The sequence below is a fragment of the Bradyrhizobium sp. Leo78 genome, assembly GCF_059512425.1.
In genome coordinates, this window is record NZ_JCAMOT010000033.1 from 1 (window position 1) to 21322 (window position 21322).

Annotated in this window: 23 protein-coding genes; 6 read left to right on the forward strand and 17 right to left on the reverse strand. The window is 64.8% G+C overall.

Features of this window, described 5'->3' with window-relative positions; genetic code table 11:
• Window positions 1–249: 249 nt before the first annotated feature.
• The 4 genes from AC5ZG1_RS31480 to ftsE form a co-directional block, all read right to left on the reverse strand.
• A complete protein-coding gene (locus AC5ZG1_RS31480) occupies window positions 250–1023 on the reverse strand; it encodes a lysophospholipid acyltransferase family protein (RefSeq protein WP_456640907.1) in 774 nt (257 codons plus the stop codon).
• A gap of 27 nt (window positions 1024–1050) precedes the next feature.
• Complete coding sequence (locus AC5ZG1_RS31485; RefSeq protein WP_496135119.1) at window positions 1051–1773, reverse strand: YdcF family protein; 723 nt, start codon at window positions 1771–1773, stop codon at window positions 1051–1053.
• A gap of 71 nt (window positions 1774–1844) precedes the next feature.
• On the reverse strand, window positions 1845–2816 hold the full coding sequence (locus AC5ZG1_RS31490; protein ID WP_028163763.1) for a cell division protein FtsX: 972 nt from the start codon (window positions 2814–2816) through the stop codon (window positions 1845–1847).
• Entirely contained in the window at window positions 2809–3468 is a 660-nt protein-coding gene (gene ftsE / locus AC5ZG1_RS31495; RefSeq protein ID WP_130229349.1) for a cell division ATP-binding protein FtsE, read from the reverse strand. The genes AC5ZG1_RS31490 and ftsE overlap by 8 nt, the downstream gene beginning before the upstream one ends.
• A 203-nt stretch (window positions 3469–3671) precedes the next feature.
• On the opposite strand from ftsE, the gene AC5ZG1_RS31500 reads away from it, so the two are divergent.
• Window positions 3672–4529 carry an MJ0042-type zinc finger domain-containing protein gene (locus tag AC5ZG1_RS31500; RefSeq protein ID WP_496135120.1) on the forward strand — a complete coding sequence of 286 codons (858 nt, stop codon included), beginning with the start codon at window positions 3672–3674 and terminating at the stop codon, window positions 4527–4529.
• Between the two features lie 35 nt (window positions 4530–4564).
• Window positions 4565–4942 carry a response regulator gene (locus AC5ZG1_RS31505; RefSeq protein ID WP_496135121.1) on the forward strand — a complete coding sequence of 126 codons (378 nt, stop codon included), beginning with the start codon at window positions 4565–4567 and terminating at the stop codon, window positions 4940–4942.
• A 134-nt stretch (window positions 4943–5076) separates the two neighbouring features.
• Here the strand turns inward: AC5ZG1_RS31505 and AC5ZG1_RS31510 are convergent, their stop codons facing one another.
• Window positions 5077–7677, reverse strand: coding sequence for a TIGR02302 family protein (locus AC5ZG1_RS31510; protein ID WP_496135122.1), 2601 nt, complete (start codon window positions 7675–7677; stop codon window positions 5077–5079).
• A gap of 253 nt (window positions 7678–7930) precedes the next feature.
• Between AC5ZG1_RS31510 and AC5ZG1_RS31515 the strand changes: the two genes are divergently transcribed.
• Window positions 7931–8311, forward strand: a complete 381-nt coding sequence (locus tag AC5ZG1_RS31515) for a carboxymuconolactone decarboxylase family protein (protein WP_496135123.1) — start codon at window positions 7931–7933, stop codon at window positions 8309–8311.
• 143 nt (window positions 8312–8454) lie between these two features.
• Complete coding sequence (locus AC5ZG1_RS31520) at window positions 8455–9354, forward strand: NAD(P)-dependent oxidoreductase (protein WP_496135124.1); 900 nt, start codon at window positions 8455–8457, stop codon at window positions 9352–9354.
• 167 nt (window positions 9355–9521) lie between these two features.
• On the opposite strand, the gene AC5ZG1_RS31525 is transcribed toward AC5ZG1_RS31520, so the two are convergent.
• The 4 genes from AC5ZG1_RS31525 to argH all read right to left on the reverse strand — a co-directional run bounded on the left by AC5ZG1_RS31525 (window position 9522) and on the right by argH (window position 13196).
• Entirely contained in the window at window positions 9522–9749 is a 228-nt protein-coding gene (locus AC5ZG1_RS31525; RefSeq protein WP_028163770.1) for a hypothetical protein, read from the reverse strand.
• Window positions 9750–10163: 414 nt separating this feature from the next.
• The gene (lysA, locus tag AC5ZG1_RS31530) at window positions 10164–11429 is read right to left on the reverse strand and encodes a diaminopimelate decarboxylase (protein WP_496135125.1); all 1266 of its coding nucleotides are present in this window, start codon (window positions 11427–11429) and stop codon (window positions 10164–10166) included.
• A gap of 7 nt (window positions 11430–11436) precedes the next feature.
• Window positions 11437–11706, reverse strand: a complete 270-nt coding sequence (lptM, locus tag AC5ZG1_RS31535; RefSeq protein ID WP_028163772.1) for an LPS translocon maturation chaperone LptM — start codon at window positions 11704–11706, stop codon at window positions 11437–11439.
• Between the two features lie 92 nt (window positions 11707–11798).
• Complete coding sequence (gene argH, locus AC5ZG1_RS31540; RefSeq protein WP_496135126.1) at window positions 11799–13196, reverse strand: argininosuccinate lyase; 1398 nt, start codon at window positions 13194–13196, stop codon at window positions 11799–11801.
• A 121-nt stretch (window positions 13197–13317) separates the two neighbouring features.
• Between argH and tlpA the strand changes: the two genes are divergently transcribed.
• Window positions 13318–13995: a thiol:disulfide interchange protein TlpA gene (gene tlpA, locus AC5ZG1_RS31545; protein WP_496135127.1), complete on the forward strand. Its 678-nt coding sequence runs from the start codon at window positions 13318–13320 to the stop codon at window positions 13993–13995.
• Here the strand turns inward: tlpA and AC5ZG1_RS31550 are convergent.
• The 6 genes from AC5ZG1_RS31550 to AC5ZG1_RS31575 all read right to left on the reverse strand — a co-directional run bounded on the left by AC5ZG1_RS31550 (window position 13992) and on the right by AC5ZG1_RS31575 (window position 18041).
• A complete protein-coding gene (locus AC5ZG1_RS31550) occupies window positions 13992–14180 on the reverse strand; it encodes a hypothetical protein (RefSeq protein ID WP_496135128.1) in 189 nt (62 codons plus the stop codon). The genes tlpA and AC5ZG1_RS31550 overlap by 4 nt on opposite strands.
• Before the next feature lie 99 nt (window positions 14181–14279).
• On the reverse strand, window positions 14280–15161 hold the full coding sequence (locus AC5ZG1_RS31555; protein WP_028163776.1) for a 3-hydroxybutyryl-CoA dehydrogenase: 882 nt from the start codon (window positions 15159–15161) through the stop codon (window positions 14280–14282).
• A gap of 243 nt (window positions 15162–15404) precedes the next feature.
• Complete coding sequence (locus AC5ZG1_RS31560; protein WP_130229358.1) at window positions 15405–16355, reverse strand: electron transfer flavoprotein subunit alpha/FixB family protein; 951 nt, start codon at window positions 16353–16355, stop codon at window positions 15405–15407.
• Window positions 16356–17105 (reverse strand): electron transfer flavoprotein subunit beta/FixA family protein, encoded by a 750-nt coding sequence (locus tag AC5ZG1_RS31565; RefSeq protein WP_028163778.1) that lies wholly within the window; start codon window positions 17103–17105, stop codon window positions 16356–16358. It lies immediately after the preceding gene.
• Between the two features lie 120 nt (window positions 17106–17225).
• Complete coding sequence (locus AC5ZG1_RS31570; RefSeq protein WP_496135129.1) at window positions 17226–17798, reverse strand: cob(I)yrinic acid a,c-diamide adenosyltransferase; 573 nt, start codon at window positions 17796–17798, stop codon at window positions 17226–17228.
• Window positions 17799–17846: 48 nt separating this feature from the next.
• On the reverse strand, window positions 17847–18041 hold the full coding sequence (locus tag AC5ZG1_RS31575) for a twin transmembrane helix small protein (RefSeq protein WP_208827699.1): 195 nt from the start codon (window positions 18039–18041) through the stop codon (window positions 17847–17849).
• Window positions 18042–18162: 121 nt separating this feature from the next.
• On the opposite strand from AC5ZG1_RS31575, the gene AC5ZG1_RS31580 reads away from it, so the two are divergent.
• Window positions 18163–19056: a YihY/virulence factor BrkB family protein gene (locus AC5ZG1_RS31580; protein WP_496135130.1), complete on the forward strand. Its 894-nt coding sequence runs from the start codon at window positions 18163–18165 to the stop codon at window positions 19054–19056.
• Here the strand turns inward: AC5ZG1_RS31580 and AC5ZG1_RS31585 are convergent.
• Both AC5ZG1_RS31585 and gluQRS read right to left on the reverse strand, forming a co-directional pair.
• Complete coding sequence (locus tag AC5ZG1_RS31585; RefSeq protein ID WP_496135131.1) at window positions 18983–20233, reverse strand: ATP-binding protein; 1251 nt, start codon at window positions 20231–20233, stop codon at window positions 18983–18985. The genes AC5ZG1_RS31580 and AC5ZG1_RS31585 overlap by 74 nt on opposite strands.
• 169 nt (window positions 20234–20402) lie before the next feature.
• Entirely contained in the window at window positions 20403–21275 is an 873-nt protein-coding gene (gluQRS, locus tag AC5ZG1_RS31590) for a tRNA glutamyl-Q(34) synthetase GluQRS (RefSeq protein ID WP_496135132.1), read from the reverse strand.
• Window positions 21276–21322: the final 47 nt, after the last annotated feature.

Here is a 21322-nt window from a genome sequence, read left to right on the forward strand (position 1 = left end):
GCTCCTCCTTGCCGATCAGTTGACCTGTTACCCATGTCGCCGGTCTATTCTGTTACCTATGTAGCCGGTTAGGACCGTTTGCCCACCTCTCCCATAGGGAGAGGTCGCGCGAAGCGCGGGTGAGGGGTCGCGGTCCATCGTTAGAGCCGCGGCCCCTCACCCGATTTGCTGCGCAAATCGACCTCTCCCCGACGGGGAGAGGTAAGGCACCTCCGACGTGGCGCCAACGCGACCTGATCTCATCATGCTCTACACCTTCGCCTTCGCGGTATCGGGCACGACGCCGAACAATTGCGCCTGCTCGGCGCGCGCGTCCTCGACGATGCGGTCGGTGGCGCCCTCGATCGACTCGCGCAGCCGCGTCATGAACTCGTCGCGCCGCAAACCCGCCGGCAGCGGATCAAGGAATTCGACAACCAGCGTCCCAGGATAGCGCATGAAGGTGCGGCGCGGCCAGAACAGGCCGGAGTTGAGCGCGACCGGCAGGCACGGCACGCCGCTCTCGGCATAGATCTGCGCGACGCCAGTCTTGTAGCTCGGCGGCGCGCCAACCGGTCGCCGCGTGCCTTCCGGAAAGATCACGAGCTGGCGGCCGCGCTTCACTTCAGCCGCCGCGCGGCGCAGCGTCTTCACCAGCGAGCGCGGTCCGCCGCCGCGATCGATCGCGATCATGCCCGCCTTGATCAGGAACTGGCCGAACACCGGGATCCAGGTCAGCTCGCGCTTGAGCATGTAGAGCGGGTGGTCGAAGAAGCGCAAAAGCTGGAACGTCTCCCACATCGACTGGTGCTTGGCGGCCACGATCAAGGGCCCTTTCGGAATCTTCTCCACCCCTCGGAATTCGACCCGGATGTTGCAGACGACGCGCATCAGGAACAGCGTCGCGCTCGCCCACCATGCGGCCAGCGTCATCATCGCCCGGCGCGGCAACACGACGGTCGGGATCGCGATGATGCTTAAGCTCACCAGCACGAGATAGAACAGCACGTTGAAGATGAGCGAGCGCACGAAGATCGAAGACATCGAATTCCCGAACACGAGTTGGTCTGGTCAGTTCACCTGCGCGGTCGCGGGCCGGCGCGGCGCCTGCGCGCCGCCGGGTTGATCCAGGAATTCCGGCGTCAGGTCGAGACCGATTCTGGCCAGCCGCACCCGCACCTCCGCCGCGACATATTTGACGTATTCCGATAGCAGGAGGCGCAGCGTTCCGCCACTCATCCACCAGGGTTCGTCGCGCCATTTATCGCCGATCACCACGAACGGGATCAGCTCGACATCCGGCATCGCGTGCGACAGTTCGACGATCGCACGCGGCATGTGATAGTTCGAGGTGACCACGATCAGCGACTTGAAGCCGCGCTCACGCGCCCAGCGCCGCGTCTCCGCGGCATTGCTCCTGGTATTGACCGCGGAGCGGTCGAGATCGACGCAGCACCTGAGCAGTGCCTGATTGCTCTCGGGCAGCGAGCGGGAAATATCGCTCGCCGCATTGGTCGGGTGAACGCCTGAGATCAGCAGCCGCTTGCCGTAGCCGGCCGCCAGCAATTCCACGGCGTCGGAGATCCGCGAGGAACCGCCGGTCAACACCACGATGCCGTCGGCGTTATGCTCGGGCTGGGTTTCGACGCCGCGCAATTGCGACAGGAACGCGACGAAGCCGAACCCCGCGGCGACGAACAGCACCGCCAGCGGCGCGACGATCAGCGCGCGCAGCCATCCGCGCGGCCGCGCTGGCCGGCGCTCTTGCGATCGGTCGTCGAGTTCAGAGCTCATCGGATAATGGCTGTCCTTCCCCGGACGCAATTTTAGTGCGTTTTCGGGCGAAGTGGAGTCCGGCCGTTCCATCAGTCGACATCATCGAGCGTGGCGAACAGCGTCCGCCGTGAGGCCCAGGCCGTGATCGCGGCGATCAATACCGCCTGCAGCGCCAGCACCAGATAGCCGGACGGCCGCAGCGAGAAGGTGCCGAGCAGGGCTGCGAACTGGTCGCCGACCGGAGTGCCCGAGAACCAGCTCGCGATCGATTCAGAGAAGCCGAAGAACAGCATCGCGACGCCGCCGCCGATCAGCCCGCCCTCGAGGCCCAGCATCAGGAAGTGCCGCAGGAAACGGTTGGCAATGTAGCTGTCGGAGGCGCCGACGAAATGCAGCACCTCGACGATCGGCCGGTTGGCGGCCATCGCGCCGCGCGTGGCGAAGGAGACCGAGATGATCGTCGCGATGATCACGAGGGCCAGAATGCCGATGCCGGCGAACACGGTGGCGCCGCTCATCGAGCGCATGCGCTCGATCCAGGCGCGATGATCGTCGACGCTGGCGCCGGGGGCGGCCTGCGTGACCCGCGCTCGGAGCGCTGTGAGGTCGGGCGTGCCGCCGGGCTGCACCCGCGCCACGATGACGCGCGGCACCGGCAATTGCTCGATCGACAATCCGCTGCCGAGCCAAGGCTCGAGCAGTTTTGCGGATTCCTCCTTGCTGAACGGGCGGACTTCGACGATCCCACCTTGCGTCCGCATCGCCTCCGCCGCCGCTGATGTGTCGCGATCGAGATCGCGGCCGGGAGCCGGGCGGATCTGGATCGTGATCTCGCTTGCGACCTCCGACTGCCACTCGGCTGCGGATGCGCTGACCAGGAGCACCGTGCCCGTGGTCATCGAGGCGAGGAAGGTCATGATCGCCACGACAGCGACCAGCGCGCGGCCGGAGATCGAGGCGCGCGGCACGATCGGCGACATGTTGCGCGCGTTCGCCGACACCTGCGGGCGTTCATGCCCGAGGTCGACGAGCGGCACATGCTCTCGGCCGATCTTATTCATAGATGTGCAGCCGTCCCTGGTGCAGCACCAATCGCCGCGCCTCGTACTGGTCCATCAGCGTGATGTCGTGGGTGGCGATGATCACGGCAGTGCCGGACTTGTTCAACTCGATGAACAGGCGAAGCAGCCGCCGCCCGAGCGTCGGATCGACGCTGCCGGTCGGCTCGTCCGCCAGCAACAATTGCGGCCGCGAGATCACCGCGCGCGCGATCGCGGCGCGCTGCTTCTCGCCGCCCGACAGGATCGGCGGCAGCGCATCCATCCTTTCGCCGAGACCGACCCATTTCAAGAGATCGATCACCTCGCGCCGGTAGCTGGATTCGTCGCGGCCCATCACGCGGAACGGCAGCGCGACGTTCTCATAGGTCGTCATGTGGTCGAGCAGGCGAAAGTCCTGCAGCACGATACCGATGCGCTTGCGCAGGTTTGCGATCTGGTCCTTGCTCAGCAGCGAAACATCCTTGCCGAACAGATTCACCAATCCGCGCGTCGGCCGCAGCGACAGGAACAAGAGCCTGAGCAACGAGGTCTTGCCGGCGCCCGACGGGCCGGTGAGGAACTGGAAGGAATGAGCGGGGACGGCGAAGCTGAGGTCGCGCAGAATCTCCGGGCCCAGTCCGTAACGCAATCCGACATTTTCGAACCGAACCAAGCTCTAGCTCCGCTCGACATTGGGTTGGACGTTGGGTTCAACTGGGGCGGCGGCCGGGAACCTCGAACCTTGGCTCAATCCTCGCGCCCGCTTCCGGCTGGGCCGACGGGCCGAACAAAGCGTTTGTGCTTCGGTTATGGTTTCCGATTCGTTAACGGTCGCCTTGTAGCATCCCGGCGCATCCATAGTGGGGATTGGGCTCCATGCATATCGTTTGCCCGCATTGTACAACATCCTATGCGATCAAGCTGGAGACGTTAGGTCCGGCCGGGCGTACGGTGCGTTGTTCCCGCTGCAGGGAGGTCTGGCTGGCGCAGCCGGAGGATGCCGTCGACATCACGGCGCCGATGCCGGCGATGGCGGCGGCGAACAGGTCCGCCGCGTCCGATGCCGCCGCGGAATGGGAGGCGATGGCGCGGCAGGAGGAGGACGAGCGCACGCCTGTCGTCAACAGCCCCTCGATCTCGGCCGACTGGCCGGCGGACGATGCAGTCCGGCAGGACTGGCCGTCGGTCGCGCGGGAAGACGCCGAGGCTCACGTAGATGCCGAAGCCAAACCCCGCCGCCGGCTGCCAGGACTGTTCAAGCTGCCCACCCTGCCGCGCATCCGCATGCCCGCAACGAGCCTGCCCACCGCCTGCGCGGCGATGGCGGCGCTGATCGTGGCGCTGGTGGTGTGGCGCGGCGACGTCGTGCGCCTGTTACCGCAGACCGCGCTGTTCTACCGGCTGGCCGGGCTCGAGGTGAATCTGCGCGGGGTGGCGTTCAAGGACGTCAAAGTCAGTCACGAGACAGTGGACGGCAAGCCGGTGCTGGTGATCGAAGGCATGATCGTCGGCGAGACCCGAAAGCCGGTGGAACTGCCGCGGTTGCGCTTTGCGGTCCGGGACCCGCAGGGCGCGGAGATTTATGCGTGGAATGCGGTGCTGGAGCAGCCGGTGCTGAAGCCGGGCGAACGCGCCTTTTTCAAGTCCCGCCTTGCCTCGCCGCCCCCGGAAGGCCGCGACATCGATATCCGCTTCTTCAACAAGCGGGATCTGGCGGCCGGCGGCAAGGCTTAGAATACGAGACGTGTCTTGCGAAGGAGGTTAGCTCGATGCCGCGGGTGTTGATCGCCGACGACGAAGATTCGATGCGCTCGCTGGTGGCGCGCGCCATCGCCATGGACGGCCATGAGACCGTCACCGCGCAGGACGGCGCCGCCGCGCTCGAAATACTGGCGCGGGAGCAAGGCGCCTTCGATCTGCTGCTCACGGATATCCAGATGCCTGTCATGGACGGCATTGCACTGGCGCTCGCCAGCGCGCGCGACTTTCCGGAGTTGAAGATCCTGTTGATGACCGGCTTTGCCCATCAGCGCGAGCGCGCCTCCGGCCTCAATGCGATCGTGCACGACGTGGTGACCAAGCCGTTCTCGGTCGCCGATATCCGCACGGCGGTGGCGGATGCGCTCTCCGCGCGGAAGGTGGCGTAGGGTACGCTCTCCGTCATACCCCGCGCAGGCGGGGGTATCCAGTAAAGAGCAGTCTCTCGATTGAACTCGGGCGTCTCTGGAATACTGGATCGTCCGCCTTCGCGGACGATGACGACGGAGCGCGAGGCTCCCCCTCAATAATCCTTCAACAACCGCTCGATGTAGTCGAGTTCGAGCTGCGGCCGCGACGGGTCGGCGAGGCGGCGGCGGAGTTCTTCCAGGATTCGCCGCACGCGCTGCACGTCGATCTCGCCGGGGATCTTGACGGTGTAGTCGTCACCGAACTCGCGGCCGTGCAAGGGGCGCCCGAGCGGATCGGTCTGGTTGCCGCCGCTCTGCTGCCGGCCGACGCGGTTGCCGGGGCCGTCGCCCGCCTGCTCGCCCTCACCCTGCTGCATCGCCTCGGCGAGGCTCTGCGCGCCCTTGCGCAGCGCATCCAGCGCGCGGCCCTGCGAGTCCACCGCACCATCGGCATTGCCTTCGCCAAGCCGGCCGCTGGCATCGCCCATCGCGGAATCGGCCTGATCGAGCCCGTCCTCGCCGTCGCCCTGATCGCCCTCCTGGCCGCCCTGACCTTGCTGACCTTGCTGGCCCTGCTGTCCTTGTTGGCCGCGCTGGCCCTTCTCGCCACGCTGGCCGGGACCCATGCCGCGCTTGGCGAGCTCTTCCTGCAACTTCTGCAGCCGGTCGCGCAGCGCCTGCTGATCCTGCTGCAGGTCGCCCATGGACTGATCGCCCTGCTTGCCGCGCATGCGGTCGCGCCGCGAATCCTGGCCCTGCTTGAAGGTCTTGTCGCGCAACTGCTGCTGCTTGCGGATCATGTCGCCGAGTTCGTTCAGCGCCTGCTCCATGTCGTTGTCGCCGCTCTGGCCGGGCTGCGCCATCTGCAGGTTCTCCAGCATCTGCTGGAGCTGATCGAGCAACTGCCTTGCCGCGTCCTTGTCGCCGGAACGCGACAGCCGCTCCATGCGGTCGAGCATGTTCTTCAGGTCCTGCTGGCTCAGGACCTTGGCGTTGGGATCGAGCGGGCGCGCCAATTGCTGCGGGTTGTTGCGGAACTGCTCGGCGAGCTGGCGCATGAAATTGTCCAGCGCCGCGCGCAGATTGTCGGTGAGCTTCTTGATCTCCTCGTCGCTCGCGCCACGCTCCAGCGCCTGTTTCAAGGCGTCCTGCGCCGCGCGCAGCGCCTTGTCGATGTCGGTGATGTTGCCGTCCTCGATGGTGACGGCAAGCGCCCACAGGCTGGCGACGACCTCGCGCAGCGCGTTGTCGGTATGGGCGGCCTCGAGCTGCCGCGCCACGCTGTGCAGCCCGAGATAGGTGCCGGCCTCGGGCGTGAACATTTCCGGCGCGATCAACAGCGCGTCCAGCGCAGCGTAGACATCGGCGTTCTTGTTGGCGTTGAGCGCGAGAATGCGGCGCTGCTCGATCAACGCCCGCGCCAGCGGTTTCGTGAACAACCGCTCCGGCAGGCGCATGTTGAACGGTTCGCTCTTGGCCTCATTGCCGGCCTCGTCCTTTGCCGTCAGCGTCAGCGTCACATCCGCGCCGGCATAGGGGTCTTCGCTCAAATCCTTGACGGTCTGGCCGACGCCATTGCGGGTGCGCGCGTTCGGCAGCACGAGCGGGAATTGCGGCGGCTCGAACAGCGGCCGCACCTCTGCCGTCCTGGTTCCGGCATTCCCGGGGTCCTTCGGCGCATCGCCCGGACGCGCGACGAACTGCGCGCGCGCTTCGGTGATGCCGTAATCGTCCTCGAGCCGGTAGGACAATTGCAGCGAGCCGCGCGCCTGGCGCTCGGGATCCTTGGCCAGGGCGATCGACGGCGGACGGTCAGGCGTTGCGGTAAAACGCCACAGCGGCTGGCCGGCCGGCGCGCGGACATGCGCGGTGCCGTCGCCAGCAATCTTGAAATGCCGCTCGTTGGTGCCCTTCGGCGCCTCGCCGCTCGGGGCAACCTCGGTCACGCCGCCGCCGACCACGACGTCGATATTGCCGCCGCTGGAACGCACGAGCAGCGTGCTGCCGGCGGGAACCGCCAATGGCCCGCTCTCGGCGGCAGCCGCTTCCCGGTTCGCCGACGACAGGATGATCGGCGGCTTGCCGGTATAGTTCGGCGGCGTCACCCAGGCATCGACCCGGATATTGGTCGGCGCGAGCACGCCATTCCAATCGAAGGCGGAGGCGAAACGGAGAGAACGCTCATCGCCTGCGGCGATATAGGTGCCGACCAGCATCACGATCACCAGCGCCCGCAGGGCCCAGGGATCATGGATCGGAAGCCGCGGCGACGGCAGGCCGGCACGAATGCGCTTGAGCGAGGCCAGCGTGCGCTCGCGCTGTGCCTGCCACAGCGCCTGCGAGACCGGGTCCTGGCTCGTGAGCGTGTCGCTCAGCGCGGTCGCCGGGCGATGGCGGATGCCGGTGCCGCGATCGAGCCGGCTCAAGCCCTCCTCGCGCGTCGGCCAGCGGAAGCGAACCAGCGGAAACAGCGCGGAGAGCGCCAGCACCGCGAACAGGCCCACACCGACGAGGCGCACCGCAAGCGGCAGCGCCAGCCAGAGTCCCGCCCAGGAGACGACCAGGAACAATCCGATGACGGTCAGAAACCGGGCCAGATACGGCCATACGCGCTCCCACGCGATCGCGTATTGTGCCCGCTGCAGGGCTTCGTTCAATTTTAGCCGCGCGACGGCGTTATGCTCGCGCGCGGGTTCAGTGGGGTCGCCGCTCAATAAAATCTCCGGGTTGCCCGACACGTCACCTTACCACAAGGGCGGCAATGAGGCACCCGTTCCGTTCCGGCAACCCACACGTGGAATTACGCATAACACGAAGGCGTGACTGCGCGTGAGCGACCCCGTAACGTCGCCGCCACAACCCCAGATCATGATCCGAAATCGGGCCATGATCTCATTTTTGTTCGGGCATGGACAACCGGTTTCCATCTTTCCGGATCATGCTCTCTGAACTGCATGAGGAAACGTTATGGACCAAAAGACGCACGACAAAGGCCTGGAAATCCGCAAGGCCGTGCTCGGCGAGGCCTATGTCTCCAACGCGCTCAAGAACGTCGACAGCTTCAATAAGCCGTTCCAGGACCTGCTCAACGAATATTGCTGGGGCTCGGTATGGGGCCGCGAGGAATTGCCGCGCAAGACCCGCAGCATGCTCAACATCGCCATGATCTCGATCCTGAACCGGCCGCACGAATTGCGCGCGCACCTGAAGGGCGCGCTGACCAACGGCGTCACCCACGAAGAGATCCGCGAGATCCTGATGCAGGTCGCGATCTATGGCGGCATGCCCGCCGCCGTCGACAGCTTTCGTATCGCGCGCGAAGTGTTCGCCGAGATCGATAAGGGCTGACGTAGTTAGCTCCTCATGGTGAGGAGGCGCTCTTGCGCCGTCTCGAACCATGAGGCCCCGTCTGTGGCCTCATCCTTCGAGACGCGCGCGTTGCGCGCTCCTCAGGATGAGGAGCATCTCCAGAAATCCGGAGCAAAATCACCATGGAAATTGGATTCATCGGCCTCGGGAACATGGGTTTTCCGATGGCGCGCCGGCTGGTCGAGGCCGGGCATCAACTTACCGTGTTCGATACGCGCAAGGAGGCCGTCGAGCGGTTGACCGCGCGCGGCGCGCTAGCCGCGTCCTCGCCGAAGGCGATCGCCGACCGGGTCGAGACCGTGATGGCGAGCCTGCCCTCGCTGCAGGCCTCGCTCGAGGTCGCAACCGGCGCCGGCGGCGTGATCGAGGGCGAGCGCGTCAAGCGCTTCGTCGATCTCTCAACGGTCGGCTCGCAGATGGCGGTGCGCATCCATGACCTGTTGGCGAAGCGCGATATCGTGCAGATCGACAGCCCCGTCAGCGGCGGCGTCGGCGGCGCCGAGAAGGGAACGCTTGCAGTGATGGTCTCCGGTCCGCGCGCGGACTACGAGGTGCTGAAACCGGCGCTCGACGTGATCGGCAAGGTGTTCTTCATCGGCGAGAAGCCGGGCTCGGGGCAGACGATGAAGCTCGCCAACAATTTCCTGTCGGCGACTGCGATGGTTGCGACCTCGGAAGCGGTGGTGATGGGCGTGAAGTCCGGGCTCGATCCGGCCGTGATGATCGATGTCATCAATGCGGGCTCTGGCATGAATACGGCGAGCCGCGACAAGTTTCCGCGCTCGGTGCTGCCGCGCACGTTCGATTTCGGCTTCGCCACCGGCTTGATGGTGAAGGATGTGCGGCTGTGCCTGGACGAGATGAAGTCGCTCGGCCTGTCGATGGAAGTCGCCGAGGCCGTCGGCCGCCTCTGGGAAACCGTGATCCGCGAGACGGGACCGGACTCCGATTTCACCTCCGCGATCAAGCAGATTGAGAAGGCGGCGGGCGTCGTGGTCGGTGGCGCGCGAGCAAGCGGTTGAAGCGGAGCACACCCCAAACGCCTGTGGTTATGGATCCCCGCTTTCGCGGGACGACGCTGAACAAGGTGATGCTTGAATCAAAAGAAAGACCGCCTCTCGGCGGTCTTTCTGCATTTCAACGAAAGTGTTTTGTGTCGGTCGCTTTTGTGGCGCTAAGAGCGCAAGCGCTATTTTGAGTTGCGACGGCGCCTGACGTACCAATAGACGCCTGCAGCGACGAGGAAGGGAAGGCCAGCGCCAGCGGCCGGGCCCGGCGCGCCACGATACGTTCCCTGGCCGACATAGGTGTAGACTTGGTCGGGAGGGAAGAACAGCGTGGCCGTGAAGTACACACCGGCGGGCACCGCCGCCGCCATCAAGAGGAAAATCGCGAGAACCCAGCCTGGCAATGACATTGTTACACCCCGCTCAGCCGCATTTGATAATATTAATCTCACTCGAATTTAAATATCTGTCAATGAAGATTTAATATTTAAATGGCAGACATGCGAAAATGACGCAGGCATCTGAGGCAGAAAGTGAAAATACTACGCCCTCTCCGAGACTTATCAGTCACACCGACAAGCAGCGGGCACCGCTCCGCGGCTGTGAGATGGTGTGATCACCGTTCTGTTAAGGCAAAAGCTGCGCGGCGCGCCCGTCAGAGCCCAAAACGGTTCCCCCAAGCCTCCGCACTGCACCGGGAATTCGTCCGGGAGGCCCGGTTCTTGAAAACTTCCGCTGTCGCGCGGATTTTTCAATCGTTAGGCTGAATTATAAAGGCGTTAAATCGCGACGGGAATTTAAATGAATTAATTCCCGATCGCCACTCACAGCCACGGGGCGGGCTTGTCCATCGCGATCAGCGCCTCGACGTCGACGCGGGGGCGCACGATGGCATACTGATCGTCCTTGACCAGCACTTCCGGCACCAGGGGCCTGGTGTTGTAGCTGCCGGACTGCACCGCGCCATAGGCGCCGGCGGTCATGATCGCCAGGAGATCGCCGGGCTTGGGCTCGGGCAGCGAACGGTCGAGCGCGAGATAGTCGCCGCTTTCGCAGACCGGGCCGACCACGTCGGCAACCATCATCGGCGCGTCTTTCTTGGCCTGCCGCACCGGCAGGATGTCGTGATGCGCTTCGTACAGCGTCGGCCGGATCAGGTCGTTCATCGCGGCATCGATGATGACGAAGTTCTTGGCATCGCCATGCTTCACATAGATCACGCGGGTGAGGAGGATGCCGGCATTGCCGACGATCATCCGCCCCGGCTCGAACATCAGCGTGCAGCCAAGGTTATGCGTCACGCGCCTCACCATCGCGGCATAGGCGTCGGGTGCCGGCGGCGCCTCGCAGTCCATGTAATAGGGAATGCCAAGGCCGCCGCCGAAATCGATATGCGAGATGTTGTGGCCGTCGGCGCGCAAGGTCTGGACGAATTCGGCGAGGATCCGGAACGCCGTCTCCATCTTGCTGAGATCGGTGATCTGGCTGCCGATATGCATGTCGGCCCCGCGCACCTCGATGCCCGGCAGCTTCGCCGCGCGGGCATAGACGTCTCTCGCACGGGAGATCGGGATGCCGAACTTGTTCTCGGACTTGCCGGTCGAGATCTTGGCATGCGTCCCGGCATCGACGTCAGGATTGACGCGCACCGAAATGCGCGCGGTCTTGCCCATCTCGGCCGCAAGCCGCGACAGCAGTTCAAGCTCAGGCTCGGATTCGATATTGATGCAGAGGATGTCGGCGGAAAGCGCGGCGCGCAGCTCGGCCTCGGTCTTGCCGACGCCGGAGAAGACGATCTTCGAGGGTGGAATGCCCGCGGCAAGGGCTCGCTTCAATTCGCCGCCCGAGACCACGTCGGCGCCGGCGCCAAGCTTTGCCAAGGTGCGCAGGACCGACTGGTTGGAATTCGCCTTCATCGCGTAGCAGACGAGCACCTTCTCGCCGGCGAAGGCTTCGGTGAACACCCGGTAATGGCGCTCCAAGGTCGCGGTCGAATAGCAATAGAATGGCGTGCCCACGGTGTCGGCAAGCCTGGACAGGTCAACGGCTTCGGCGTGCAGCACGCCGTCGCGATAGTCGAAATGATTCATGGCGCGCTCAGTCGAGAAGCGGGTCGAGGACGAAGGATCGCTGACGACCCTTGGCCGCAGCCGGCGGCGCATCCGTTCCGTAGTTCGGATTGAACAGGCTGGGCTGGGCTGCCCGCTGGGTCTCGGTATCTTGCGGCGCGGCCGGCGTCTGCGCCGAGCTCGCGGTCGGCGGCAGGTCGAGCGGTCCCTTGCGTCCGCAGCCGCCAAGCGTCAGCGCGGCAACGCCGACAAGGATGAGAGCCCATCCCGACCGGGTCAGGCGGTGGTTACTGGTCACGACGAAATCCCCAATGCGGGCCGCACCATACAAACATTGATTTGCTCTGGCGAGCCCCCGGATAACCATGAGATTGCAGCGAAATTTGTCGTTCAGCCCAATTTTCGCTCTTTTTCCAGCCGCTTCGCCCAGGCCTTCGCCTGGGAAAGCACGTTCTTCGGCGCGGTGCCGCCGTAACTGATGCGGCTTTTCACCGATGATTCGACCGAGAGCACCTTCAGCGCGTCGGCAGTGATCTTTGGCTCGACCTCCTGCATCGCCTTCAGCGGCAGTTCGTGCAGGGCGACGGCCTGCTGCGAAGCCAGCGCCACGATGCGGCCGGTGACGTGATGGGCCTCGCGGAACGGCATTTTCAGGGTCCGCACCAGCCAGTCGGCGAGGTCGGTGGCGGTGGCATAGCCCTCGCCGGCCGCGGCTTTCATCCGCCCCTCGTCGGGCACGAGGTCTTCGACCATGCCGGTCATGGCGCGGATCGCGAGCGAGAGCGCGGCAAAGGCCTCCATCGCGCCCTGCTTGTCCTCCTGCATGTCCTTCTGATAGGCGAGCGGCAGGCCCTTCATCACTATCAGGAGCGCGGTGAGCGCGCCGATCACGCGGCCGGTCTTGGCGCGCACCAGTTCCGCCGCATCCGGGTTGCGCTTCTGCGGCATGATGGAGGAGCCGGTGGTGAACTTGTCGCTGAGGCGGACCAGGCCCACCAGCGGCGAGGTCCAGACCACGATCTCTTCCGCAAAACGCGACAGGTGCACAGCCGTGATCGCGGCAGCCGACAGGGTTTCCAGGACGAAATCGCGGTCGGAGACGGCGTCGAGCGAATTGGCCATCGGGCGGTCGAAGCCGAGCGCTTTTGCCGTCGCGGCCCGGTCGATCGGAAACGAGGTGCCGGCGAGCGCCGCGGCGCCGAGCGGCGATTCGTTCAGCCGCTTGCGAGCATCAGCGAAGCGGCCGCGGTCGCGCGCGGCCATCTCGACATAGGCGAGAAGATGATGCCCGAAGGTCACGGGCTGGGCGGTCTGCAGGTGGGTGAAGCCCGGCATGACCGTTCCGGCATGTTCCAGCGCGCGCTCGACCAACGCTTGTTGGAACGCGGCCAGCGCCGCGTCGGTCTCATCTATCGTGTCGCGGACATAGAGGCGGAAGTCGGTCGCAACCTGGTCGTTGCGGGAGCGCGCGGTGTGCAGCCGTCCGGCGGCCGGGCCGATTAGCTCGGACAGGCGGCTCTCGACGTTCATATGGATATCTTCGAGCGCGCGCTTGAAATCGAACGATCCCTTGTCGATTTCTGACAAAATCGTGTCTAGACCTTTGCCGATATTTTTCGCATCAGACGCGGTGATGATGCCTTGCGCGGCGAGCATCGCGGCGTGGGCCTTGGACGCAGCAATGTCCTGGGCGTAAAGGTGACGATCGACGTCGATGGAGACGTTGATTTCCTCCATGATCGCGTCGGGACGTTCGGAGAACCGACCGCCCCACATCTTGTTGCTCATGATTGCTCGCTCACGACTTCTTAAAACTTCAGGCCTGCCCTTGATCGCCCGACCGTCAAAACCGAACCGGCCACCGGCGCGGGCCCTGCTTAGCCATATCTGACGCGGAATGACAAACGATATGCCCGAAACTCCCCCGTCCCGTGGCGCAACGCGCCGGATCCCGCTCGTGATCGGCGCGGTGCTGGTGGGTGCGCTGATCGGCTATGCCGGCGTCTCCGGATTTGGCGGGCTGATGGGCCGCGGCCCGGCCGGCGATCCGGCCTGCAATGGCGCGGTCGATCTGGCGAAGAAGCTCGGCCCGCTGGCACACGGCGAGCTCGCCGCGCTGACGATGGCGACGAAACCCTTGCGGGTCCCGGACCTCGCCTTCGAGGACGCCGAGGGCAGGCCGAGGAAGCTGTCGGACTGGCGCGGCAAGACCGTGCTGGTGAACCTCTGGGCCACCTGGTGCGTACCCTGCCGCAAGGAGATGCCGGCGCTGGACGCGCTGCAGGCCAAGCTCGGCGGCAAGGATTTCGAGGTGGTGGCGATCAACATCGACACCCGCGACTTCGACAAGCCTAAGAATTTCCTGAAAGACGCCAATCTGACCCGGCTCGGCTATTTCAGTGATGCGAAAGCCAAGGTTTTCCAGGACCTTAAGAGCATAGGCAAGGCGCTTGGGATGCCCACCTCGATGCTCATCGACGGCAACGGCTGCGAGATCGCGACCATTGCGGGTCCGGCCGAATGGGCCAGCGATGACGCCGTGAAGCTGATCACGGCCGCCGTACAGCCGGCCGCGGCAGGAATCTAGGCGACGACGTTCAGATTGCCGCCGACGCCGGCGGCCAGGTTGGCCGTCGACGGGGCACCCAGGAGCGTCTGGACCGCGGATTTCTCGGCGTCCGCATTGGATTTGATGATCGAGGTCTGAATCTGCGACTGCAGGCCGCCGGCCTGCATGGCCAGAATGCCCGAGACCATGCTCATCATATCCATACGCGGTACTCCCCAATTCGGGCGCACCATAGGCGGCGGGGGTTAATGAAAGCTGGATTGAGGATGGATTGCCGGGTCAAGCCCGGCAATAACGACAAGTTAGCGCGTCGGGACCGGCTTCTCGCCGCGGTAGTCGTAGAAACCGCGCTGGGTCTTGCGGCCGAGCCAGCCGGCCTCGACATATTTCACCAAGAGCGGGCACGGCCGGTATTTTGAATCGGCGAGCCCCTCATGCAGCACCTGCATGATCGACAGACAGGTGTCCAGTCCGATGAAATCGGCGAGCTCCAGCGGGCCCATCGGATGGTGGGCACCGAGCTTCATCGCCGCGTCGATCGCCTCGACATTCCCGACGCCCTCGTAGAGCGTGTAGATCGCCTCGTTGATCATCGGCAGCAGGATGCGGTTGACGATGAAGGCCGGAAAATCCTCCGATACCGCGACCTGCTTGCCGAGCTTGCCGACGAACGTCTTGGCAGCGTCGAAGGTCGCATCATCAGTGGCGATGCCGCGGATCAGCTCGACCAACTCCATCAGCGGCACCGGATTCATGAAATGAATACCGATGAAACGCTCGGGGCGGTCGGTGGAGGCAGCGAGCCGCGTGATCGAGATCGAGGAGGAGTTGGAGGCGACGATCGCCTCCGGCTTCAGGACCGCGCAGAGATCGTGGAAGATCTTCCGCTTGGTCTCTTCCTTCTCGACCGCGGTCTCGATCACAAGATCGCAATCCGCCAGTTCGTCGAGGCTGTCAGTCGCGACGATCCGGGACAGCGCCTGCTTGCGCTGCTCCTCGGTGATGGACTTCTTGGCCACCTGGCGCGACAAATTGCCGTTGATGGTTGCGAGCGCCGATTTCACGCGATCGGCGGAAATGTCGTTGAGCAGCACGTCGAAGCCCGCAAGCGCCGCCACATGGGCAATGCCGTTACCCATCTGGCCCGAGCCGATTACGCCGACCTTCTTGATTGCGACCGTCATGTTGTCACCACCGGGACAGCGCGTCCATCGCGCCTCGCCCAAGTCCCCTACTACGTCCCCAATATCCGACAAGTCTTACGTTTGCGCATGATCTTTTTCGTAAACCGGCGCCCACTTAGCGCCGACGCGGCGCTCCGGGTACGGATCATGCTACGGGCGAAAGGTACCTGCTTCGCCGAAAAACGCCATTCAAAAACAAGAACACCGGCCGGGGCCGTACCATCCGGCCGGTGTTCTCTTTGCTTATTTTCCGAGCTTGCCGAGCGCTTCGGTCAGCTCCGGAACCGCCTGGTAGAGGTCGGCGACCAGGCCGTAATCGGCGACCTGGAAGATCGGCGCGTCCTCGTCCTTGTTGATCGCGACGATCACCTTGGAATCCTTCATGCCAGCCAGATGCTGGATCGCGCCGGAGATGCCGACCGCGACATAAAGTTCCGGCGCCACCACCTTGCCGGTCTGGCCAACCTGCCAGTCGTTCGGGGCATAGCCGGCGTCGACCGCCGCGCGCGAGGCGCCGACACCGGCACCGAGCTTGTCGGCCAGCGGTTCGATGTACTTGGCGAAATTTTCCCGGCTCTGCATGGCGCGGCCACCGGAAACGATGATCTTGGCCGAGGTCAGCTCCGGACGATCGCTCTTGGCGACCTCCTCGCCGAGGAAGCTGGAGAGACCGGGATCGGCCGCAGCCGCCACGGACTCGACCGAGGCGCTGCCGCCCTCGCCCGCCGCGGCGAAGGTTGAGGTGCGGACCGTGATCACCTTCTTGGCGTCCTTGGACTTCACTGTCTGGATCGCGTTACCGGCGTAGATCGGACGCTCGAAGGTATCAGGCGCGACCACCTTGATGATCTCGGAGACCTGCATGACGTCGAGCAGGGCCGCGACGCGCGGCATCACGTTCTTGAAGCGCGAGGTCGCGGGCGCAACGATCGCGTCATAGGACGGCGCCAGCGAGACGATCAGCGCGGCAAGCGGCTCGGCGAGATCGTGCGCATAGGCCTCGCCTTCGGCCACCAGCACCTTCTTGACGCCGGCGAGCTTCGCCGCCGCTTCGGCCGCAGCCTTGGTGCCCGCCCCGCCGCCGGCGACCAGCACATGCACGTCGCCGCCCAACTGGGTCGCCGCGGTCAGCGCCTTGTTGGTGACGTCCTTCAGCTTCTCGTGTTCGTGTTCGGCAATCAGCAATGTCGTCATTTAGAGAACCCCGGCTTCGGTCTTGAGCTTCGACACCAGTTCGGCGACGTCCTTGACCTTGACGCCCGCCTTGCGGCCTGCCGGTTCCGAAGTCTTGAGGATTTCGAGATGCGGTGTGAGATCGACGCCGTAATCGGCGGCGTTCTTCTCGTCGATCGGCTTCTTCTTCGCCTTCATGATGTTGGGCAACGAAGCATAGCGCGGCTCGTTGAGGCGAAGGTCGGTGGTGACGATCGCCGGGCCCTTCAGCTTCACGGTCTGCAGGCCGCCGTCGACCTCGCGCGTCACCTTGAAGTCAGAACCTTCGACCTCGAGCTTGGAGGCGAACGTCGCCTGCGACCAGCCGAGCAGCGCGGCCAGCATCTGGCCGGTCTGGTTGCTATCGTCGTCGATCGCCTGCTTGCCGAGGATGACGAGGCCGGGCTTCTCAGCCTCGACCACCGACTTCAGGAGCTTGGCGACTGCGAGCGGCTCCACCGTGCCCTCGGCCTTGACCAGGATGCCGCGATCGGCGCCCATCGCAAGGCCGGTGCGGATGGTCTCGGAGGCCTGCGCCGGGCCGATCGACACCACCACAACCTCGGTCGCCTTGCCGGCTTCCTTCAGCCGCAACGCTTCCTCGACCGCGATCTCGTCGAACGGGTTCATCGACATCTTGACGTTGGCGAGCTCCACGCCCGATCCATCGCTCTTGACGCGGACCTTGACGTTGTAGTCGACGACCCGCTTTACCGGCACAAGAACCTTCATCGATCCTCTTTCGCTTTGAAATTAGGGGGTTGATTGGCTTGGGCGCGGAACCTAAAGGTCCCGCTATCGGCGGTCAACGCGCGAAAGCCAAAAATCGGCCCCGTGGATCTCAGACCCATTCTAGCGGTTCTGGCCCGGCACCCACAACACATCACCGGCACCCTTGTCGTTCTGGAAACGGCTGGCGACAAACAGGAAATCCGACAGGCGGTTCATATATTGGATGCCAGCCTCGCTGACTGGCTCATCCGGCTTGGCCGCAAGTTCCACCATCATCCGTTCCGCCCGGCGGCAAATCGTACGGGCGAGGTGCAGATAGGCTGCCGCCGGGGTACCGCCGGGAAGTACGAACGAGGTTAACGGCGCCAGCTCGGCATTGAGCGTATCGATGTCGCGCTCGAGCCGCTCGACCTGGCTCGGCAGCATCCGCAAACGCTCCGCCTTGCCCTCGCGCTGGGGCACCGCGAGGTCGGCGCCAAGATCGAACAGATCGTTCTGGATCAGACCGAGCATGCGGTCGAGCGCGGGATTATCCGCAAGATGAAGCCGCACCACGCCGATCGCGGCATTGGTCTCGTCCACCGTGCCGTAGGCGCTGACGCGCAGATCATATTTCGCTCGCCGCTCGCCGCTTCCGAGCGCCGTCGTCCCGTCGTCGCCGGTGCGCGTATAGATCTTGTTGAGCACGACCATGTTCAGCTCCGGTATTGCGACCACCTCTTCCTTTGGGAGAGGTAGGAACTAGCGTCCCATCGCCCAGACCGCGAGCATCGCGATTACGATGGCGACGAATTGCAGCAAGACGCGCAGCCGCATCAATTTCTGCGAGGTGTTCGGCGAGCCACCACGCATCATGTTGGCAAGTCCGAGCAACAGGACTATCCCGACGGCGCCGACCGCGATCGGGAGGATGAACGTACTTAAGAAGGATGCCATCTACGCTACATAACACCGCGATATCTGAAGCGCCACATGGGGCAAGTGCAACGATCTGGCGTTTGGCGCGATTATATCGGAAGCTGGTGTGCGGCCTCGGCTGGCCGGATCAGGGTGGGAAGTGAAGCAGGTTCGCTACGTCTACCACGTCGTGATGGATGCGTTCTACACGTTCCTCGCCGACGACGGCTGGGCGATTGCGAGCCATATCGCGCTGTCGACCCTGATGGCGCTGTTCCCGTTCCTGATCGTGCTGACCTCCCTCGCCGGCTTTTTCGGCTCCAAGGAACTGGCCGACCAGGCTGCGAGCCTGCTGCTGCAGACCTGGCCCAAACAAGTCGCCGACACGCTGTCCAGCCAGGTCCACGACGTCCTGACGACCACGCGCGGTGACATCCTCACCGTCGGCGCGGCGCTCGCGGTCTATTTCGCCTCCAATGGCGTCGAGGCGCTGCGGGTGGCGTTGAACCGCGCCTACGCCGTCCCCGAGCGGCGCCGCTGGTACTGGCTCCGGCTTGAATCGATCGGCTACACCCTGATCGCCGCCGTCACCTCGCTCGCGATGGCGTTCCTGATCGTGCTCGGTCCGTTGATACTCGAGACGGCACGGCACTACATTCCGTTCTTCGTCGAGAGCAACGAGCGCATCCTCAACATTGCACGCTACGGCATCACGATCACCGCGTTGACCGTTGCGCTGTTCATCCTGCATGCCTGGCTGCCGGCGGGGCGCCGCAATTTCCTGCAGATCCTGCCCGGCATCATCTTCACCATGGTGGCCTCGCTGATATCAGGCATCGTGTTCGGCCAGTACCTGGCGCGCTTCGCTAAGAACTATGTCACGATGTATGCGGGGCTCGCGTCCGTGATCATCGCTTTGGTGTTCCTGTATTTCATCGCCGCGATCTTCGTCTATGGCGGCGAATTGAATGCGGCGATCATCAAGTCGCGCCTGCCGAAGGGCGTATCGCTTCAAGCAGCGCAGTCGCTAAAGCACGCGGACTCACAGGCTTGACCAGGAACGCGTCGGCGCCGGCCGCCCGCGATGCCGCCTCGTCCTCGCTGCGGCCGGAAATCCCGATGATCGGAATGCGGCCAAGCGGCGACTGAAGCGCGCGGATACGCCTGATCGCCTCCACCCCATCGATGCCGGGCAGCACCATATCCATCAGCACGGCGTCGAAGGCGCCCTGCTGAAGCCGCTCCGGCGCCGCTTCTCCATCGCCGATGAACTCCGCCTGATGGCCGAGCTCGGTGAGGATGGTGTTGAGCACGACGCGGCCGAACGGATTGTCCTCGACGCTGAGCAGCCGGAGCGCGCGCGGCGACCCGGCCGGGACGTCGCTCCCGGCATCGCCGTTGGATGCGGCCGGTTCGCCGGCGGACGCCAGCACGATCGTCAGCGTAAAGGTGGTGCCCCCGCCCCGCCGCTGCCTGGCGACGATGTCGCCGCCCATCGCCCGCGCAAGCTGCTTGACCGAGGATAGGCCGAGGCCTGCGCCGCCGAAGCGCGAGGCGACCCGGACATTGGCCTGCGAGAACGGACGGAACAGGCGCTTGATCTCGGCGAGCGAAAGCCCGATGCCGCTGTCGGAGACCGCGAAGGCGACCCCGACCTTGCCTTTCGCGGCGCGCGTCGGCGTAACCTCGAACGCGACTGTTCCCCGCTCGGTGAATTTGACCGCGTTGTCGATCAGGTTCTCCAGCGCCGCACGCAGCCGAATGGGATCGCCGACGGCGAAGGCCGGCAGCTTTTCGGAGATATCGACCGAGGGCTGCAGGCCCTTGGCCGCCGCCCGCCCGGCGAGTGAATTCCCGGCGTTGCGGGCAAGCGTGCGCAGGTCGAAAAAATCCTGCCGGATCTCAAGGCCGGGGCCACGGCTTCGCGCGGCATCGACGAACAGGGTGGCAAGGCTGGCCAGATGCTCGGCGCCGGCCTGGATGGTATCGACCCAGCGCCGCTCGCGCTCGTCGAGGTCGGAGGTCGCAAGCAGGTTGCTGATCGCGAGAATACCGGTAAGCGGGGTGCGCACCTCATGCGCGAAGGCCGCCAGCGCGGTCTCGACCACGCCGGGCCCCACCTTGGCAGGCGCGCGTCCGCGGCGTGCCTTTGCCGCCTTCAAGACACGCTTCCGCGACGGCGTCTTCTTGGGATGCCGAATGGTGCGCCCAACGCGCGATCTTGCCGCCATGATTCCCGTGAACCCTGCCCCGGCCGGCAGAATGGCATGCGAGGGTGGTGGGTGTCACGGAGACCTTTTTGGGCGACGGCGCCATTACGCGAAAGTGGGCTGAGGCCGTTTGGTTGAGCTCGATCTGGCCGCGAGGACCACCTCTCCCCATCGGGGAGAGGTGAAGCACCTAGGGTAACCCCACCAGACGGCGGATATCAGCGGGCGTCGCACCGCCGGCGCGCAGTTCCCGCAAGGCGGTTGCCTTGGTCGACTTCGACAGCTTCTGTCCGACCGAATCGCGGATCAGCCGGTGGTGCCGGTAAGCCGGCGAAGCGATGCCGAGCAGCGCCTGCAGCAGCCGGTGCACGCTGGTGGACCAGAACAGGTCCTGCCCCCTGATAACGTCAGTCACCCCTTGCAGGGCGTCGTCGATCACGACCGAGAGGTGATAGCTGGTTGGCGTCTCCTTGCGCGCCAGGATGACGTCACCCCACGCCTCCGGCCGGGCGATGACGGTTCCGTGCTCGCCGGCAGGTCCCGCCCCCTGTTCGGCCCAGCTCAGATCTTTCACCCGCGCGCGAGCCGCCGCCATGTTCAACCGCAGCGCGTAAGGCGCCCCCGACTCGATCAGCCGCCGCCGCTCCGGCGCCGGCAGCGATCGCGCGGCGCCCGGATAAAGCGGCGCGCCATCCGGATCGCGCGGCCATGGTCCTGCCGCCTCGCGCTCGGCGACCAGGCGCGCGATCTCAGCGCGGCTTTCAAAGCTCGGATAGAGCAGGCCCTCGGCGGTCAATCGCTCGACCGCCTCGCGATAAGCGTCAAGATGCTCCGACTGCCGCCGCACCGGCGTCTCCCAGGCGATGCCGAGCCAGGCGAGGTCCTCGTAGATCGCAGTCTCGAACTCCGCCCGGCAGCGCGTCGGATCGATGTCCTCGATCCGCAGCAGGAAGCGTCCCCCGGCCTCGCGCGCGAGGTCAAAATTCAACAACGCCGAAAAAGCGTGGCCGAGATGGAGATAACCGTTCGGGCTCGGCGCGAATCGGAAAACGGGTGGCGACATTGTATTGGAATTCGTCATTGCCGGGCTTGACCCGGCAATCCATCCTC